The following is a 16,822-nucleotide window of genomic DNA, read 5'->3' on the forward strand; positions in this document are numbered from 1 at the left end:
TTTGGCATCAGATTTGGCATCACGACAGGGCAGGAACCGTAGGACTGCGGGGGACCAAGCGGACACGGTGAACGATTGATATCCCGCTGACCTGCACGCATGGGACGCAGCGGTTCGGGGTTGCACAGGTGAAACCGCGTCCCGTTGGCTCATAACCCAGAGGTCGCAGGTTCAAATCCTGTCCCCGCTACTCACGAGGGCGGTCCTGACCAGTGGGTTTCAGGACCGCCCCCCACTTTTGTCGAGGTTTCTGACAGCGGCGTTGGCATCACGCCGAAACGGTCATGTCGGTCAGCGGCTGAAACCTCTTGAAATGTATGGCTACCAGGCGCTTTCGATGGGACACAGCGGGATGCATGGGACTGCGATCGTTAGGTTGCCAGCCCTGATCGCACGACCTCGCTGGAGCCGCCACGATTGGATGGGTAGCGTAGTGGGCTATCGCGGAGTGATCTGTAGTTGCAGAGCGCCGTTCGGGGATACGCCGGCCAGGGCCTGTTCGATCAGCGCCGACAGGTCGATGCCCGTGGTGGAGGCCGCAGCGCTGTCGATCAAGGGGCCGACGACGGGGTAGAGCTTTTGTAGGTCGGGACCGATGCGTTCGACTCGATCGATGACCTTGGGCAACAGTGACAGCAATCCATTGTCGTCGGTGTAGGCCTGGGGTACGGGTCTGGCGTTGATCAGGTGTTGCAGTGCGTCGACCACCTGGTTCACCTTGACGCCGAACTCGGCGAATTGCGGTCCCGCCTCCGACATTTGGGCCCCGGCCTCGGCGACCTGCGCACCGGGGACCTGGGCATTGATCAGCAGTTGGCGGATCTGCGGCATGCGTGCGAGCAGAGTGGCCGCGAGGAGATCCGAGGCCCGCGCCAGCGTGGGGACGAGCGCTGCAGTGCCGCCCAGGGCCTGAGTCATGGTCTGCACCAATGATTTCAGGGTGTTCGGATCGAGTTGGCGCACCAGGTCGGTGAGGTTGCCCGCGAGCTGAGGCAACGGCAGCGGTGTGCGGATGCTCGTAGTGCGGATCATTTCGCCGTCGCTCAGATAGGGGCCGTTCCCGGTGGTGGGACGGAAGTTGATGTAGGGCTCGCTCAACGCCGACAGGCTTTCGATGACCACCGAACTGTCGGCCGGTATTCGCGCCCCAGGGTCGAGCAGGAAGTGGACTTCGACCCCGTTGACGGTGTTACGCACCGAGTCGATCTGTCCGACACGCACTCCCGACAGCAGCACCGGCGAGCGCGGCACCAGATTGGCCGAATCGGGGATCAGCATGACCGCGCCGGTGTGGCGGGTGAACCAGTCGACGCGGGCGATGCCGGTCAGGAGGTAGGCGACCGCGAGGACCGTGATCACCGCGATCGAGCCCAGCGACAGTATCGAGGACAGTTTGGGTCGTCTCATCGGACCATTCCGATCATTCTCAAGGTCGCCACGATCCGATCGACCTGATCGGGCGTGGACACCGGCGTGGCCGAGGCTTCGGTGTGTACGTGTACGCCACGAATGTCGACGGTGGGCCGCTGCGCCCACGGAATGAGCTTGTCGCGCAGAAAGGCGGTGAGCTGGTTGAGATTCGACGGTGCGGTCAGATCCAATGGCCGAGCCGAGTTGAACAGCATCGGGACGAACGCGCGGGCTGTGGCATTGCCGCTCTCGGCCAGTGGTGTGAGCCACGTCCAGGCGTGGGCGATACCGCCGAGCGAGCCGACGATGCCGATCACGTGGATCAATGACTGGGTGATGTTGGTGAGGTCGACAACCCCCTGCGGGGTGAGGATCTCCCCGAGCTGTTGCTTGTTGTCCAGCAGCAACCGCGCGTTGACGTCGATCGACTGGAGAAAGACATCGATGCTGTCGGTGTGCTGGGCGGCATCGACGAGGTCGTTCTTCAGAATGGCGGCGATGCGGGCGATTTCGCCCGGGTCCGAGGGCAACGCCGCATTGACCTGGTCGACGAAATCCTGCGCGGATTGCAGCGAACCACCGGAGACGAAGGTTGCCACCCCGGAGAGCAGGTCCTCGACTTGGAGTGCCGGTTTGGTCTGACTCTGCGGGATCGTGGCGCCCTCGTCGAATGTGGGCCCGGTGGCCGCGGTGGGGATGTCCAATCCGATGAAGAGGTCCCCGAGCAGTGTGTCCTGCCGCAATTGCGCGGTGGTCGTGATCGGCAATCGGGTCGAGGTCTGGATCTCGACGTCGGCTATCACCGAACCGGGCGCCGTGTCCGAGGGATCGATGACACGAACGTGCCGCAACAACCCGATCTGCGCGCCGTTGGCCATCACCCGCGCCCGCGACGGCAGATTCAGGGCGTTGCCGAACTGAATGTGGACGGTGTACGTCTCACCCCGCACACCGGTGCCGGGCACCGTCAGCGCGGCCGGGTCCACGCCGCAACCGAGCGTCGTCAGCAACGCGGTGCTCAGCGCCGCCGCGGCCAGCACCCGCCGAATCATGCTCGGCCGCACCATCATCGGCCTCCCATCAAACTCAGCACCAGATCGGTGAGATCGAGGCCGCTCATGCCGTTGTCGGCCGCGACGCATTTGCCCGGGTCGAGGACGGCGACCGCGGCGCAGATCTGGTCGGCGGCAGGCTGTGCCAGCGCGACCTTCGGCGCGGCGTAGGAGATCATGGTTGCTCCGGTCTGAGGGTCGGGGACGGTCCGAAACGCGCTGACCACCGCGGGTGTCATGCCGATCAGCCGCTGCAAGGAGCCGACATCGGAGGCAATGAGCTCCAAGGTCGGCACGGCGCGGTCGAGCAGTTCGAGGATCGTGCCCGCGTACTTGGTGCTGATGTCATTGAGCCACGGCAGGATGACGACCACGGAATCGATCAGCTCCACGACCTGGTTCCACACCTGATTGGTCAGCTCGATGACGCTCGCGAGGCCGGCGAGCATCTCGTGCAGGTCGCCCCAGCCGTCGGCGACGCTCTGTGACAGCGACGACAACGTGTCGATCAGCGATCCGATATGGGCGATCGATTCATCCGGTGACTGCAAAGCCGCCGCCAGTTGAGTGATGATGTCGTGCAGTTTGGGTCCGGTGCCGGTGGTAGCGGCGTCGAACGCGGTGATCGCCGCGGCGAGGGTCTGCTGCCCGGCGGGGTCACCATCGCCGTTGAGCTGTTTGGCGAGCGTGGTCACCGCGTCGAGGGTCGCGGAAATGCTTTTGGGCGTGGCGGTCTGCGTGATGCAGGTGCCGGGATCCCAGTCATCGCCTTTCGTGGTGTTGACGGCGAGACGACGGTCGGCGACGAGGGTGTCCGACACGGTGGCCGCCGTCGTCTTCCCGCGCAGCGGGTGCGCGGCGTCGATCCTGAAATCGACACGCACACCGGTGCCTTCGGGACGGATGCCGGTGACCGTGCCGACCCGGATCCCGCGCAAGCTCACTTCGTTGCCGGTGTAGAGGCCGATCGCGTCGGGCATGATCGCGCAGTAGGCGATCTGCTTCTTCAAAGGTTGCAACAGCACCAGCGCGGCGACGCCGGCGAGTACCGCCGCCAGCACCGCGCCCATCGCGGACAGGAAACCGCGCGAGCCGAAAAGTCTGGCCAGCATCAGCATCCCCTCCCCGGGGTCGGCACGCACACCGGCCGCGGGGTCACCGTGGTACCCGACTGGTCGATGCCGATGCCCTCGGGCGTGATCATCGATTGCAGGCGCTGCCCGGCCTGGGCGAGGTCATCGGCCACCACGCCCAGCTTCTGCCCGAGCTGGTCGAGATCGGGTTTGGCGGCCAGCAGCCGGTCGGTGAGCGGTTCGAGCTGTTGGGTCCACGCCGGTTCCAGCGCGGCGATGCGGGAGACCAGTTCGGTGGTGACCTGCAACGCGGTCAGCACTTCCCCGCGACGGTTGAGCACCTGGGACTCCATCTGCCCGAGCTTGGTCAGCATCGCGCCGACGATCTTGCGGGATTCACTGAGCATGCTGAGGTACTCCTCGGCCACCGCCAGCGCATTGCGCAGATCCTGGTTCTGGGTGTTGATGATCCCGACGATCGTCGACATCCCGTTGACTACGGAGTCGATCGAGCCGGGGCTGTTCTGCAGGGCTGCGGTGAGGTCGGCGACGCTGCTCCGCAAGGTGTTTCCGTCGATCCCGGACACGACCCGCTGAGCATCCTGGAACGTCTGAGCCAGGCTGTAAGGCAACCGAATTCGTTCCGCTGGAATGGTTTTCGACCCGAGCGGGGCGTCGCCCGAGGGTGACACGGCGATGTAGTGCCCGCCGATCGGGGTCAGCATCCGAATGTCGAGGGTGGTCGTATCACCCAGGGCGACACTGGTTTTCACGGTGAAGCGCATGAGCACCGCGTCGTCGGTGAGTTCGACGCTCTGCACCGAGCCGACCGAGATGCCCGCGATGCGCACATCGTCGCCGGGCCGCACCGAGTCGGCTTCGTTCAAAACCGCCGAATAGGTGTGCTTGCCCAGCGGTACGAAGTACATCACCGCGCTGGCCACGATCATCAAGACGGCGGCGGCCAGTCCCGCGACGCCCAGTAGCCGCTGCGAGCGTGCGCTGGTGTCGGTCCCGTATCGCAGTCCCCACAGCCTGCGGGCCATGCCTGTTAGCCGTTGCATACCGAAATCCTTTGCCCTGCAATGAGAACCGCCAGCGCAGTGGGGACCTCGGCGACGCCGTTGCGGCAGGTCATGTCGATCTGGCCGGCGGCCGGGCCCGACGGGATCACCGCGATCAACGACTGGACCAACCCGGGAATCTTGTTGAGCAGATCGATCGCGGCGTCGGGATCGGGGAAAGCCAGGCGCAGATCGGCTTGCAGATCCGGATTGTCAGGGTGGGTCAGCCCGATCGCGGCCAGCAGATTGTTGAGCGCGCCCAGGATCGGCGGCGCGACACCCACGAAATCCATCAGTCCGTCGAACTGCTTCTGGAGATTGACGAAGATGTCGGAGATCCCCTTGATCAGGGTCGCCGCCTCGGGGGACTTGCCACCGATCTGCTGGGAGACCTGTTCGAAGTTCCGCAGTAGCACCGAGATCAATGCCTGGCGATCGCTGGCGTATTGCGACAGCGTGCCGATCGCCTCGAGGGTCGGGCTGACCGCGGAACCGTCACCTTCGATCACCGCGATCGCATTGCGGGTGAACTGGTTCAGCGCGTCCGGGGAGAATTCCTTCAGCACCGGCGCCATGCCGTTGAACAAGGCGGTGATGTCGAAGGATCCGGTGGTGTGGTCGGTGTCGAAGAGGCTTCCGGAGTCCCGTCGCGGTCCCGCCGTATCGGGTTGTTTGACGTCTATGTAGCGCTGTCCGGCCAGGTTCTGGTATCTGATCGCCAGCGTGCTGGTCTGGTAGACCGGGCGATCCCGGACCACGGTGAATCGCACGCGAGCGCGCGTGCCGTCGAGGTCGATGGCGGTCACCTTGCCGACCGCGACACCGAACATGCGGACGTCGGCATTGGTGCGCAACCCGCTCGCGTCGGTGAACATCGCTTCGAATGTGCTGGTGGCACCGGAGATCGGCCGCTGGATCACCAGCACGATGGCCGACAGCAGGCCCACGATCACGGCGGTGAACGCGACCACGCGGACCACCAGCGCACGATTGGACAATCGGTTGATGATCATCGGTCACCTTCCCGGTGTAGTGATGTCGGTGAGTCCACCGCCGAGCAGCGGTACCGCGATCCCCGGCATGGCCCGCAACGCGACCTCGAGCTGAACGCGCACGCCGTCCGGCGTGGTGGCGAAGGATTGGTCGAGTCGCTTCAGCAATTCCGACAGATCGGCGTGGGCACGGTCGGGATCGGGCACGGTCTCGGCCAGCCGCGCCAGCAGCACCGCCGTGGAACCGGCGTAGTCGCCGAAGTGCCGGTGCACGGATTCGCCGAGTTGGCTGACCATCGGCAGCAGTTGGTCGACCACCAGGGTGACGGCCACATTGAACTGATCGAGGTTATTGCGCAGCAGGTCCGTCGCGTACACGGCGTCGACGAGTTTGACGAAGCCATTGCCGAATTGGGCGATCCCGGTGGCGAAGGACCCGTATTGGCCGATGAGGAACGAGGTCGAGTACCGCTGAGTGTCGGCGACGGTGCGGCCCAACTCCAATACGGTCTGCAACAGCGGCGCGAAGGAACGCAGCTGGGTTCCGGCTTGGCTGAGCACCTCGGTCATCTGCGGGGTGAGGATGCTGGTCGTGGTCTCCGACAATGATTGCATCAGTGTTCCCATGGTGACATCGGCGATCTGACTCTCGGCCAGGTCGATGACCGCGCCGTTGCGCAGGGCCGCTCCGCCGCTGTCGGGGCGCAGGATCACCTCGCTGAGCCCGAACAGGTTCGACGGCGCGTACTCGACGTCGAAACGATCTGTCAGGCCGGCGATCTGGGCGTTCTCGAGCGCCAAGGTGAGGACCTGATCACCCTCGGGCCGGCTTTCGACCTCGGTGACCTCACCGACCCGTACGCCGTGCAGCCGCACTCCGGCACCGGTAATGATGCCGTCGGCACTTCGGCTGATACGCAGTTGAATTCGCGTCGCACCGGGGTCCGGTCGCGTGGTGACGCACCAGGCGGTGATCGTGATCGCGAGGACGGTGATCACCACCAGGGCACCGGCGAGGAGCGCGCGCCGCGGGGTCGCGCCGACCCCAGGCATTCCATAGGCAGGCAATGTGCTTATCCCGTGAACGTGATGGACGAGTTGAGACCCCACAGCAGCACCGTCAGCGCCATGTCGAGGGTGATGATCGCGATGAAGCTTGCGCGCACGGCGTGACCGCTGGCCACCCCGACGCCCTCGGGACCGCCGGTGGCGAAAAACCCGTAATAGCAGTGGATCAGGATGATGACGACACTGAAGACGAGGATCTTCACAGTCGCCGCGACGATGTCGTGGAGATTGACGAATTGAAAGAAGTAGTGGTTGTACACCCCGACCGACTGGCCGTGCACCACCAGCACCATCGCCGAACACGACAGGTAGCTCAGTAGCAGAGTCACGAGGAAGGTTGGCACCACGGTGATCGCGCCCGCGATGATCCGGGTGGTCACTACGAACGGGATCGACCGCAGACCGAGCGATTCCAGTGCGTCGATCTCCTCGGAGATGCGCATGGATCCGATCTCGGCGGTCATCCGGCAGCCGGCCTGCCCGGCGAATCCGACCGCGGCGACGATCGGTGCGAGCTCGCGGGTATTGGCGAAGGCGGAGATGACGCCGGTCAGCGGCCCCAATCCGACCATGTTCAACGCGGTGTAGCCCTGGATGCCGACACCGGCCCCGATGGCGATACCCATGATGACCAGCACCGGCACTGTGCCGCCGCCGACGATCACCGAGCCGCGTCCCCAGGTCAGGTCGGTGATCATGCGCATGGTCTGCGGGCGATAGCGACGCAGCGTCGATGGGATGGCCGCGAGCGCCTCCCAGACGAAGAGGAAGACGAAGCCGCCCGTTTCGATTGCCTTGCCGGGCGTCATCTTTTGGGGCAGACGAACCATTCGGCCCAGCCCGAACGGCAGATACGGTGCAGCCATCACGCCACCTGGATCGGATAGAACATGGCCACCAGCTGCGTCATCGCGACATTGACCACCGCGATCGACACCACCGACAGCACCACCGACGCGTTGACCCCGTCGGCGACTCCACGCGGGCCGCCCTTGGCTTCCAGACCCCGCTGACAGCCGATCAGGACGACCAGCAGACCGAATATCGATGCCTTGGCGAACGAGATGGCCACATCGATCAGGGAGGCGAACGCGCCGAAGGTCGCCCAGTAGCTGCCCGGAGTCACACCCTGGATACCGGTCGCGACCGCGTATCCCGACAGCACGCCGACGAAGACGATCAAGACATTCAGCAGGGGAGCGACGAACAGCATGGCGACCATTCGCGGGATGACCAGCCGGTGGACCGGATTGATCCCCATTGTTTTCAGGGCGTCGATCTCCTCGCGGATCGAGCGAGCGCCCAGGTCCGCGGCGATGGTGGCGGCGCCGGCGCCGCCGAGCAGCAGTCCGGTGGCCATCGGTGCTCCCTGCTGGATGATTCCCAGCCCGCCCGCCGCGCCCAGCATCGAGTCCGCGCCGACCTGGTGAACCAGGTTGCCGACCTGCACTGACACGACGACGCCGAAGGGAATGGCCATCAAGACCGCCGGGAGCGCGGTGACAGTGATCAAATACCAAGTCTGACGCAAGGTTTCGGTCCACTGGAACCGTCGCGTCACCAGATCGGTCACCGCGCCGACGGTCGACTCCACCCCGAGCGCCACCACCCGGCCCAGTGTCTCGAGACTCGACCACACCGTGTCGCTGGCATTGCGCCGGAGGATTCCGATGAGGCCGTCGTGACCTCGGGACGAGCGCGGCCCAGTGGGATCGGTGAGTTGCCCAGCGCCGGGCAAGAATTGCTTCGGAGCGCTTTTCATCGCGGAAACTGTTCTGCCCCTGATCATTTCGACGGCAGAGCCGCAGTCATGCCGCCGACGTCGGAGATCATCCATCCGGCGCCGCGATCCAGGGTGATGCTGTAGGTGACGGTCGTCTGAGTTCCGGCTGGGCTCTGCGAACTGCTCGAGGTCACGTTGAGGAACACATCGACCACGTACACGCCGTTCTTGTCCGACATCACCTTCGCGGCCACCGGCGTAGCCGTCGACGTCCACTGCAGGGGCGCCAGGATCTCACCGAGCTTCGGTCCGGTGGCATCGAACTTGTTCGCCAGCACCGAGGTGGTGTTGGCCTTGAGCCGCACGATCCACTCGTCCATGTGCTGGTAGTCGACGGTGGCCGCCCCCACGGCGTACTCGGTGGCGGTGCGCTCGGCGCGCGCCGCGTTATCCGCGACGACCGCCGCGGCGTGCAGATCGGCCCGCGCGGACCACCACAACCCACCCAGTACCGCGCACCCGATCAGCAGCGCCGTCACCACAGCCCCGGCGAGCAGGGTAGAGAGCCGAACCGGCACCACGCGTGCCGGCGAATCGCGTCGATCCCATAGCGCGGAGGCCGGGGTTGCGCCGTCCGCGCTCTCGTCCGTGTCGCGGTCGGGTGCCGATATCGGCTCCTTCTCGGTGGTTGTCATCTGGTTCCCCTCCGGGCTGCGGTGATGAAAGATGCTGCGGCGCGGCCGTGTTTCGCGGGTTCTGACGCCTGGTCGTGCGCGCAGTCCGGGTTCGAGATCTACTCTGCGAGACCGGAATTCGGTGACTTAGAACATATCTCCGGTAACTGTGGGCAAACTATGCGCGAACATGCCCAAGAAGTGATATTTTCTGCCACAGGTCGTGTCGATCATTTGAGGAAACAGCGTTATGGACAAGCACGCTCCCGACAATCGACTCCGGTCGGCCGGCGGTGCCGCGATCGTGGTCGACGTGGGCGTCGACCACGGGATATCGGTGCGGCGATTGCTCCGGGGTAGCGAACTGAGCGAGGCGCAGCTCCGGGATTCGACGGCCGAAATACAGACCTGGCAGGAAATGGCGGTTATCCGCAATCTTCTCGAGTCCTCCGAGTCTTCCGGGCTGGGACTCGAAGCCGGACTGCGATACACGATCGTCTCGACCGGGGCGTGGGCCCAAGCGTTCGAGTACTGTTCGACCCTGCGTCAGGCGATACAGCTCGGGATTCGATATTCCGAGCTGACCCATTCGTTCTGCCGAATGAGCCTGCGTGACGCCGTCGACGATGTCGAGTTCCATGTCGAGGCCGATGGCCTGCCCGAGGACGTGCGGATCTTCAGTATCGAACGCAGCCTGTGCGCGGGCCTGATGATGTATCGCGCGGTAGTTCCCGAAGTACCGGTGACCCGGCTCGCACTGAATTATCCGCGCCCGCCGGGCAGAGCACGCTATGCCGAGATTTCCGGCGTAGAACCAGTTTTCGACGCCGCCGAATCCTTCGCCGGCCTGGATCGAACGCTCATGGACATGCCGCTGGCCCGCGCGAATGCCTCCACTGCGCGCTGGTACGAACAGCAGGCACGGAACTTGTTGGGTCAGCGACGACCCGGGACGGGATTCGCCGGCCGGACCAGAGAATTTCTGCTGGACAATCCCAACCATATTCCGTCGGCCGTGGAAACAGCTGCACACTTCGAGATCAGTGTGCGCAGCCTGAACCGTCGGTTGACGGCCGAGGGCGTGACTTTCCGCGAATTACTCGAGCAAACTCGCGAACAGCTGGCAGAAGAAATGCTTCGTGCCGGATACAGCGTCGAGCAAACCAGTCGGCGGCTCGGCTACGCCGAACCCGCCAGCTTCCAGCATGCCTTCCGGCGCTGGAAGGGCATCTCGCCGGGCCGGTACGCGCGGACCAAATAGCCTGCGGCACAGCGCACTCGCGCCGACAACAACTACCGCGGCGACGAGACGAGGGCGGTGCCGAAGCACCGCCCCCGATTCCCGGTGCCGCGCATCACCGAGCTGTCACTGTCCAGCCGTCACCGCCGGGCAAGGTGTCGCTTCAACCCCCAGTTGACGGTTTCGAGGCCGAATCGCCACACCGGAATGACGGCATTCGGGATCAGCGTCGACAGCGGTCCGCTCACGCACTCGGCGTGCCGCAGACGGACGCGGCCGTCGTCGAGGGTTTCGAATCGCATGCCGTGCCGCACTCCACCCAGCACGCGCACCTCGCCGCCCCACTCCAGTTCGCGACCCGGATCGACAATCTGCCAGCGCGCCAACGGAACCGGTATCCACCCGCGTTTGCGCATTCCGACCCACATGTGGGTTCCCGCGACCGGAGTATTGCCGCGGGCCCGGAACGGCAGGACGGTCCACTGGTACCAACCGCCCAGATTGGTGACGGTGTCCCACACCTGCTCTATCGACGCGTCGAGCACGACCTCGGTCTCGGCCGCCTTCACTCGCGGCGCGCCGTCGAGCCGTCGCTTCTTGGCGCGCTGATAGCGCAGCCCATAGCCGAACACCAGCTTCATGCCCAGTGACATGATCGGATCGGCTACCACGCGCAGGGAGCGGATCTGTGTGGTGCGCCCGGCGAGCACAGCCGGTTCGATCGCCACGCGCCAGCGGATCGCGCTGCGCGGGCCGAGATCTTCGAACCACATCACCGCGGCCAGTCGCCGAATGCCGGGGACCGCGAGTTCCCCAAGATAGAACCACATTTCGCGGTATGGCTCGAACGCCGTGAAGTAGCCGGTGTTCAAGTGTCGCCCGCCCATGCGGAGGATGCGCCGCGATCCGTCGCCCTTCGGCGGTTCGGTCAACCATTCTGTGTGCCACGGCGGCATGTCGATCTCGTCGAGCAGCGACCACAGCTCCGCAACCTGTACCGCGAAGGAGGCGCGCCCCTCGATCACCAGCGGAGCGTTCTCGTAGAAGTCCGAATCGGGTTTGACAGCTTCGAGGAATTTCACGCCCACGGCGCTCACCCAACTTTCCTGCGGACGAAATCAGATACTTCGCGGGAGCCGCCGGCTCCGACGGTCCCGAGCACGAAATCGACGATCGGCACGGCCACCGGGTCGGGCGACCCGTCGGCGCGTGGGCTGCCCGACACCACGTCGATGTGGGAGTATCCGGCCATCACATGCGCATCGCCGAGGTTCATGAACTTCATGGCGGGCGCCTTGTGCATATGCCCCTCGAAGATCGACACCAGCGGTTTGGCGCGCATCCCGCGTTCGTGCCGGATGGCGGCCAGATCACCGGCGCGCACGCCGACCAGCGCGAACGCCTGATCGATCAGATAGCGGGGCGTGTGGTAGGGCTCGAACCCGGCGATCATCGCCCGGGCGACGTCGTGCAGGTCGCCGACCGCCGACTCTTCGCTCTTCCAGCCGTATCGGTGCGCCGGATCCGCGGGCGCGGTCAACGGTGCGTAGCCGAATACCGCCCAGACCAGGCCCTTGAGCGCCGGTACCCGCCACAGTCCGCTCGGCACCGGGAAGTTCCGCGGGCGCACCGGTCCGTCGAGACTCCCGCAGGAGATCATCACCGGGAGCGCTGTGGTCCCGCGGCCCATCCACATTCCTGCTTCGGCCGCGCACGTCAGCTGTAGGCCGACGGGATCGGGTCGGCCCGTCAGGGCTTGACGCCACGTCGTGGACCCCACCACACGCGACAACGCCCGGAATTGCCGAGCACCTTCGGTTCCGGAGAGCGCGGCCTCGATCCGCTGGATCAGTGTGCCGTCGGCCTCGGGCGTGAGGTAGGCGTACAGGGCGAGCAGCCGCCACGTATAGGACGCCATTGCCAGCAATCGCCCGTGCGATCGCGGACTTCTGCCTTTTCGCGTGGCGGCCACGACGCCCCGGTAGGCCAGGCCGCCCGCCGCTCGCGCTGGCGCCGACAACGCCCGCACCGCCGTATTGCTCCGCGTGCCGAAGTCGCAGTCCAGTGGCGTGTCCAAGGCGATGTAGCCTCGACACATTTCATGTCCGGGTGTGCCGTCGAAGTCCCAGGAGCCGAACGCCGCGGTCAACGACGACCCGCCCGAGTGGCCGCCGAGGAAGGCCTTCGCGCGCCGCACCTCGGGGTCCGGTATCTCGCGCAGGAACACTTCGCGCAGATCCTGCGCGATGCGCGCCCACCCGAAATCGGCCAGGAACGCCATACGCGCCCCCGAACCGAACCCCTCGAACCGCTTCCCATCGACCTCCGCGCCACCGAAGTAGTACTCGAAGGCGATATCGGGGTCACCAGCGGCGAGCGCGGCCTCGAATCCGGTTGGGTCGTCGGCGCTCTGACTGCGCCTGGCCAGGGCCCAGAACTCTACGCTGCGACCACGCGCGGCGGCCTCGAGCAGCACACAGCGCGCGACCCCGTCCAGGGATTGCGCACCACCGAAGTTGCCCGGCTGGATCAGCAGGATCGCATCGTGATCCTCGGAGCGTTCGGGTGCACCGACGCACCGGTAACGCAGATAGGAGATCCAGTCCACGGCCGCGGGGTGAGGCGGATCGTTCTGGGGCAGAGGAGAATACAGCCGCACACGGCTGATCTCCACCCGATCGTCGCGATGAACGATCTCCTCCACCCGATCAGCGGTCTGCATCGATAGCTCCTGACGTCATTGTCCTCAGACGGCGCATCGCGGCGGCTCGGCGCGTCGCCGAGCCGCATAGTCCTTGTGCGACAGACGCTTCGGAAGTCACGTCGCGACGCCGCTGTGCCGAAGAGTAAGTCGTGAGGCCGAGCCGAACCATGAGAGCAACCGACAACAAAGTGATAATTCATGCCATCTCCAGGTCAGGGCCGTATTTCTCGTTCTGAGACCTTCGTGGGTTACAGTCTGAGACAGCCAAGCGAAAGGACTCTGAGCATGGACGATCCCGATTTTCTGAGATCGTTGCGCTCGACCGTTTCGACCGCGATCGTCGTCGATATCGGGCGCGAGTACGGCATCCCGATGCGGGCGCTACTGCATGGCACCGGGCTGACCGAGAATGGTGTGCACGACATCCACGCCCAGATCGAGGGGCGGCAGGAACTGGCGGTGATTCGCAATCTGCTCGACGCCTGCGACGCCCCGAACCTGGGGATGGTCGCCGGTCTGCGATACACCCTGACCACAACCGGCACCTGGACCCAAGGATTGGCGAGTTGCGCGACCCTGCGCGACGCCACTCGCTTCGCGATCCGCTACGCCGGGTTGACGCATTCGTTCTGCCAGCTCCGGCTCGAGGAAGTCCAGGGGGAGGCCAGGTTTCACATCGAGGCCGACTGGATCCCCGACGACGATCTCCGGGCGTTCTGCATCCAGCGCAGCCTCTGCGGGACGCTGATGTTCTACCGTGCGATCCTTCCCGACGGCGAAGTGTCGAGGCTTGAGTTCGGCTTCCCGTCCTCGCCGGGACCCGACCGGTTTCTCGGCGCTTGGGGAGTGACACCGCGGTATGACGCCGATAGTTCGATGGTGGCCATCGAGGCGCGGCTACTCGATCGAACGCTGCCGCGGGCGAACCCGGACACCGTCCGCTGGTACGAACAGATGGCGCGCAGGCTACTGGATCAACGCCAGCCCGAACTCGCCACCCGCATTCGGCAGTTCCTCCTCGAGCATCCTGATCGCGTGCCGAACGTCGCGGAGACCGCACAGCATTTCGAGATGAGTGTCCGCAGTCTGGCGCGCCGGCTCGCCGTCGACGGAGTCTCGTTCCGCGAGCTGCGCGACGCGACACTCGAGCACCTGGCCGAAGAACTGCTGCTGGCCGGTTACACCGTCGAGAAAACCAGCCTCCGCCTTGGCTATGCTGAGCCCGCCGCCTTCCAACACGCTTTCCGCCGCTGGAAGGGTGTACCGCCGGGACGTTTCGTCCGGGAGCCCTTGGTCCCATACCAGTGAGCGCCATGCGGGCTTTTGACGATAGCGCGGTGGCCCGGCGGGTTATCGGTCATGTTCGACGCCGGATCGCCATGGAAACCCTGCCGCAGGGGACAGACGACGGCAAAGAAGGTACCAAACCTGTTTCGGCGGTGGCGCGCAAAGTTGCTTACAGCCGTAAACGCCTGGTCCGGCCGCGACGGATTGGCATCAGATTTGGCATCACGACGGGGCGGAACCCGGCTGGAAGGATGGGATCAGGCGGACGCGCTGGACCATTGATCGTTCGTTGACCTGCACAGACGGGACGCATGGGGATGTCACGGCATGCCCCGGACGGTGTTCCGTTGGCTCATAACCCAGCGATCGCAGGTCACATGCCGCCGCGACGGTCGGACGGAGTCCCGGGTGCATCGGTGGATGGTCCAGAGGACGGAACCGGTGGGATGCGGTGGGAATTCCAGTGCCATTTTGCGTGCCATTTTGCGGCCCGAATGGTGGGAAACCAAGGGTTTCGGCCGGACTTGATGGGCAGCGTCGGGATTGTGAAATCGCAGGTCAGAATAGAGGAACCCCCAAGATAGCCAGGTCAGCGGCTGATCTTGGGGGTTCTACGAAATGATGAAAAAGTGATGCGCTAGGACCAGGCATTTCGCCCGCTCGGTGGGCGTTTTGTGGCTGTGAAGTGCCACTTTGGGTGCCACTTTGAGCTGGTTCTGGACGGGTCCTCGTCGGTCGAGTCCTTCCTCATCGGTGGGTGGATGACGAAGGGTTGGCTGTTTATGCTGGTCAGGGCTATCGCGCATTGCTGAATGGGTCACAGAGCGCCAGTTTGGTGCTGTTGAGGGATTCGGATGGCGGGCCGGTCGGCTGTGGCCGACCACGTCTTCCGCTTACTGCCGTCCGGGAAGTGCGCTCATGCCGAAGTTGCGTGCGGTTTGGCAGATGGTTGGGAAGCGTTTGACCTGAGTGGTCGACCCATCTGGCTTGCGGGCAGCATTGGATACGGCCACTGAGCCAAGTTCGTCCGACGCCGGGGTGATCGGTTCGGTCAAGGGATCGGATGTGTTCGGTCATCGAATCCGAAAGTGCTAGTACCTAGCGTGATCGCTGGTACAAGTGCACAGATCGAACCGGGAGCACATTCGATGAGGAAACACCGCCTGGGTGCCTGCATGGTCGCGGCGACGATGCTGGTTCTGCCGTTCACCACGGCATCCGCACAACCGCCGGTGCCGATCGAGCCCATACCCGCTCTGACGGTCCCGCCGGAATTCGACGACTTCTACAAGCCCTCCGCCGGGGTGGTCGCCGCCGCCGAGCCCGGGCAAATTCTGCGGAGCCGTGCCGTTTCCCCGGCGCTGTTCGGGTTCCTGCATCTGAATATCGATGCTTGGCAGTTGTTGTACCGCACCACCGACAGTCACGGCGAGCCGGTGGCGACGGTGACCACGGTGCTGGTGCCGCGAGGGCCGGCACCAGAGAGCGGGCGGAAACTGCTGTCGTATCAGATCGCCGAGGACAGCCTGCCGCAATACTGCGCGCCGTCGTATGTGCTCCAGTCCGGCGCGATACCCGCCAATTACGTGGGCAGCATCGAGGCGCTCATTCCGCTGGCGGCCGGTGTCGGACAGGGCTGGACGGTGTCGATACCGGACTGGGAAGGACCGAATCTTGCGTTCGGTGCCGCCCGGCTCAATGCCCAGGCCACCCTCGACGGGATTCGCGCGGTCGAAAATTTCTCTCCCGCACAGCTTTCCGGATCCTCGACCCCTGCTGCTCTGTGGGGTTACTCCGGCGGTACGGTACCGACGGCGTTCGCCGCCGAGATCGCCGCCGGCTATGCGCCGGAGCTGAACATTGTCGGCGTCGCCGCCGGGGGAGTAGCGGGCGGAACCCTGCCGATCGCCTTGCGGCACAACAGCGGCGGCGTCTACTCCGGCCTCGTGACCGTCGCCATCGAGGGATTGGCGAACGAGTATCCGGAGATGCGAAAGGTCCTGGAAGACAATCTCGATACGGTCGGCAAAATGGTCCTCGGCACGAAAAAGCTGTTCTGTCAGTCGGTGAACACCGTGATTCTGCCGTTCTTCGACTATCTCGCGCACTTCCGGGGTGACCCGCTGCAGTATCCCGAAGTCCAGCAGGTGCTGGCCGATATCGCACTGGGACAGCGAGTTCCGTCCATGCCGGTGTACTTCTACCATGCCCGATACGACGAGATTCTCCCCAATGTGGGAACTGATCAGGTCATCGACGGGTACTGCCGGGAGAACGCCCCCAGCGTGACCTATGTTCGGGAAATGCTGGCCGAGCACATCTCCGGCGCGGTCACCTCGATTCCCGGAGCCTTCTATTGGTTGAAGGACCGGCTCAACGGTGTGCCCGGGACTCCGGGGTGCACGACCACCAATCCGGTGAGCACTCTCACCGAACCCCAAAACTTGCAGGCGATCCTGGAGCTGGTTTCACTCGATGTTCGCGCCCTGCTCGGCGAGGCCATCGGAGCGGATCGATAGGCTCGTCACAAGAGCG

14 protein-coding genes are annotated in these 16,822 nt (G+C 64.8%); 3 read left to right on the top strand and 11 right to left on the bottom strand.

What is annotated here, in order from left to right; all coding sequences use genetic code 11:
* Positions 1–438 precede the first annotated feature (438 nt).
* The 9 genes from JK358_RS34860 to JK358_RS34900 are packed head-to-tail and all read right to left on the bottom strand — an operon-like array spanning position 439 to position 9,077.
* Positions 439–1,407, bottom strand: a complete 969-nt coding sequence (locus tag JK358_RS34860; RefSeq protein WP_201956572.1) for an MlaD family protein — start codon at positions 1,405–1,407, stop codon at positions 439–441.
* Positions 1,404–2,477, bottom strand: a complete 1,074-nt coding sequence (locus JK358_RS34865) for an MlaD family protein (protein WP_232852436.1) — start codon at positions 2,475–2,477, stop codon at positions 1,404–1,406. Before JK358_RS34865 ends, JK358_RS34860 begins: the two co-directional genes overlap by 4 nt.
* Positions 2,477–3,574, bottom strand: coding sequence for an MlaD family protein (locus JK358_RS34870; protein WP_201956587.1), 1,098 nt, complete (start codon positions 3,572–3,574; stop codon positions 2,477–2,479). The genes JK358_RS34865 and JK358_RS34870 overlap by 1 nt, the downstream gene beginning before the upstream one ends.
* Complete coding sequence (locus JK358_RS34875) at positions 3,574–4,599, bottom strand: MlaD family protein (protein WP_232852437.1); 1,026 nt, start codon at positions 4,597–4,599, stop codon at positions 3,574–3,576. The genes JK358_RS34870 and JK358_RS34875 overlap by 1 nt, the downstream gene beginning before the upstream one ends.
* Positions 4,587–5,612: an MlaD family protein gene (locus JK358_RS34880; protein ID WP_232852438.1), complete on the bottom strand. Its 1,026-nt coding sequence runs from the start codon at positions 5,610–5,612 to the stop codon at positions 4,587–4,589. Before JK358_RS34880 ends, JK358_RS34875 begins: the two co-directional genes overlap by 13 nt.
* A 3-nt stretch (positions 5,613–5,615) precedes the next feature.
* Positions 5,616–6,644 carry an MlaD family protein gene (locus tag JK358_RS34885; protein ID WP_201956590.1) on the bottom strand — a complete coding sequence of 343 codons (1,029 nt, stop codon included), beginning with the start codon at positions 6,642–6,644 and terminating at the stop codon, positions 5,616–5,618.
* Between the two features lie 20 nt (positions 6,645–6,664).
* Positions 6,665–7,528 carry an ABC transporter permease gene (locus JK358_RS34890; protein WP_372440785.1) on the bottom strand — a complete coding sequence of 288 codons (864 nt, stop codon included), beginning with the start codon at positions 7,526–7,528 and terminating at the stop codon, positions 6,665–6,667.
* Positions 7,525–8,421 (bottom strand): MlaE family ABC transporter permease, encoded by an 897-nt coding sequence (locus JK358_RS34895; RefSeq protein ID WP_201956607.1) that lies wholly within the window; start codon positions 8,419–8,421, stop codon positions 7,525–7,527. The genes JK358_RS34890 and JK358_RS34895 overlap by 4 nt, the downstream gene beginning before the upstream one ends.
* Positions 8,422–8,444: 23 nt before the next feature.
* Positions 8,445–9,077, bottom strand: a complete 633-nt coding sequence (locus JK358_RS34900) for a LapA family protein (RefSeq protein ID WP_232852439.1) — start codon at positions 9,075–9,077, stop codon at positions 8,445–8,447.
* A gap of 229 nt (positions 9,078–9,306) precedes the next feature.
* Here JK358_RS34900 and JK358_RS34905 point away from each other — a divergent pair, with 229 nt between their 5' ends.
* Entirely contained in the window at positions 9,307–10,317 is a 1,011-nt protein-coding gene (locus JK358_RS34905) for an AraC family transcriptional regulator (RefSeq protein ID WP_201956609.1), read from the top strand.
* A 119-nt stretch (positions 10,318–10,436) separates the two neighbouring features.
* Here JK358_RS34905 and JK358_RS34910 read toward each other — a convergent pair whose 3' ends face one another.
* Positions 10,437–11,393, bottom strand: a complete 957-nt coding sequence (locus tag JK358_RS34910; RefSeq protein WP_201956612.1) for an SRPBCC family protein — start codon at positions 11,391–11,393, stop codon at positions 10,437–10,439.
* Positions 11,390–13,018: a hypothetical protein gene (locus JK358_RS34915; RefSeq protein ID WP_201956615.1), complete on the bottom strand. Its 1,629-nt coding sequence runs from the start codon at positions 13,016–13,018 to the stop codon at positions 11,390–11,392. Before JK358_RS34915 ends, JK358_RS34910 begins: the two co-directional genes overlap by 4 nt.
* 267 nt (positions 13,019–13,285) lie before the next feature.
* On the opposite strand from JK358_RS34915, the gene JK358_RS34920 reads away from it, so the two are divergent.
* Both JK358_RS34920 and JK358_RS34925 read left to right on the top strand, forming a co-directional pair.
* Positions 13,286–14,308 carry an AraC family transcriptional regulator gene (locus JK358_RS34920; RefSeq protein ID WP_201956626.1) on the top strand — a complete coding sequence of 341 codons (1,023 nt, stop codon included), beginning with the start codon at positions 13,286–13,288 and terminating at the stop codon, positions 14,306–14,308.
* Positions 14,309–15,462: 1,154 nt separating this feature from the next.
* Positions 15,463–16,806, top strand: coding sequence for a lipase family protein (locus JK358_RS34925; RefSeq protein ID WP_201956629.1), 1,344 nt, complete (start codon positions 15,463–15,465; stop codon positions 16,804–16,806).
* Positions 16,807–16,822 lie beyond the last annotated feature (16 nt).

The sequence above is a fragment of the Nocardia acididurans genome (genome assembly GCF_016741815.1).
GTDB lineage: Bacteria > Actinomycetota > Actinomycetes > Mycobacteriales > Mycobacteriaceae > Nocardia > Nocardia acididurans.

Coding starts and splice junctions, on each gene's coding strand:
- JK358_RS34925 (WP_201956629.1), top strand. CDS start 15,463: ATGGTCGCGGCGACGATGCTGGTTCTGCCGTTCACCACGGCATCCGCA.
- JK358_RS34895 (WP_201956607.1), bottom strand. CDS start 8,421: ATGAAAAGCGCTCCGAAGCAATTCTTGCCCGGCGCTGGGCAACTCACC.
- JK358_RS34900 (WP_232852439.1), bottom strand. CDS start 9,077: ATGACAACCACCGAGAAGGAGCCGATATCGGCACCCGACCGCGACACG.
- JK358_RS34880 (WP_232852438.1), bottom strand. CDS start 5,612: ATGATCATCAACCGATTGTCCAATCGTGCGCTGGTGGTCCGCGTGGTC.
- JK358_RS34865 (WP_232852436.1), bottom strand. CDS start 2,477: ATGGTGCGGCCGAGCATGATTCGGCGGGTGCTGGCCGCGGCGGCGCTG.
- JK358_RS34860 (WP_201956572.1), bottom strand. CDS start 1,407: ATGAGACGACCCAAACTGTCCTCGATACTGTCGCTGGGCTCGATCGCG.
- JK358_RS34920 (WP_201956626.1), top strand. CDS start 13,286: ATGGACGATCCCGATTTTCTGAGATCGTTGCGCTCGACCGTTTCGACC.
- JK358_RS34870 (WP_201956587.1), bottom strand. CDS start 3,574: ATGCTGGCCAGACTTTTCGGCTCGCGCGGTTTCCTGTCCGCGATGGGC.
- JK358_RS34905 (WP_201956609.1), top strand. CDS start 9,307: ATGGACAAGCACGCTCCCGACAATCGACTCCGGTCGGCCGGCGGTGCC.
- JK358_RS34915 (WP_201956615.1), bottom strand. CDS start 13,018: ATGCAGACCGCTGATCGGGTGGAGGAGATCGTTCATCGCGACGATCGG.
- JK358_RS34875 (WP_232852437.1), bottom strand. CDS start 4,599: ATGCAACGGCTAACAGGCATGGCCCGCAGGCTGTGGGGACTGCGATAC.
- JK358_RS34885 (WP_201956590.1), bottom strand. CDS start 6,644: ATGCCTGGGGTCGGCGCGACCCCGCGGCGCGCGCTCCTCGCCGGTGCC.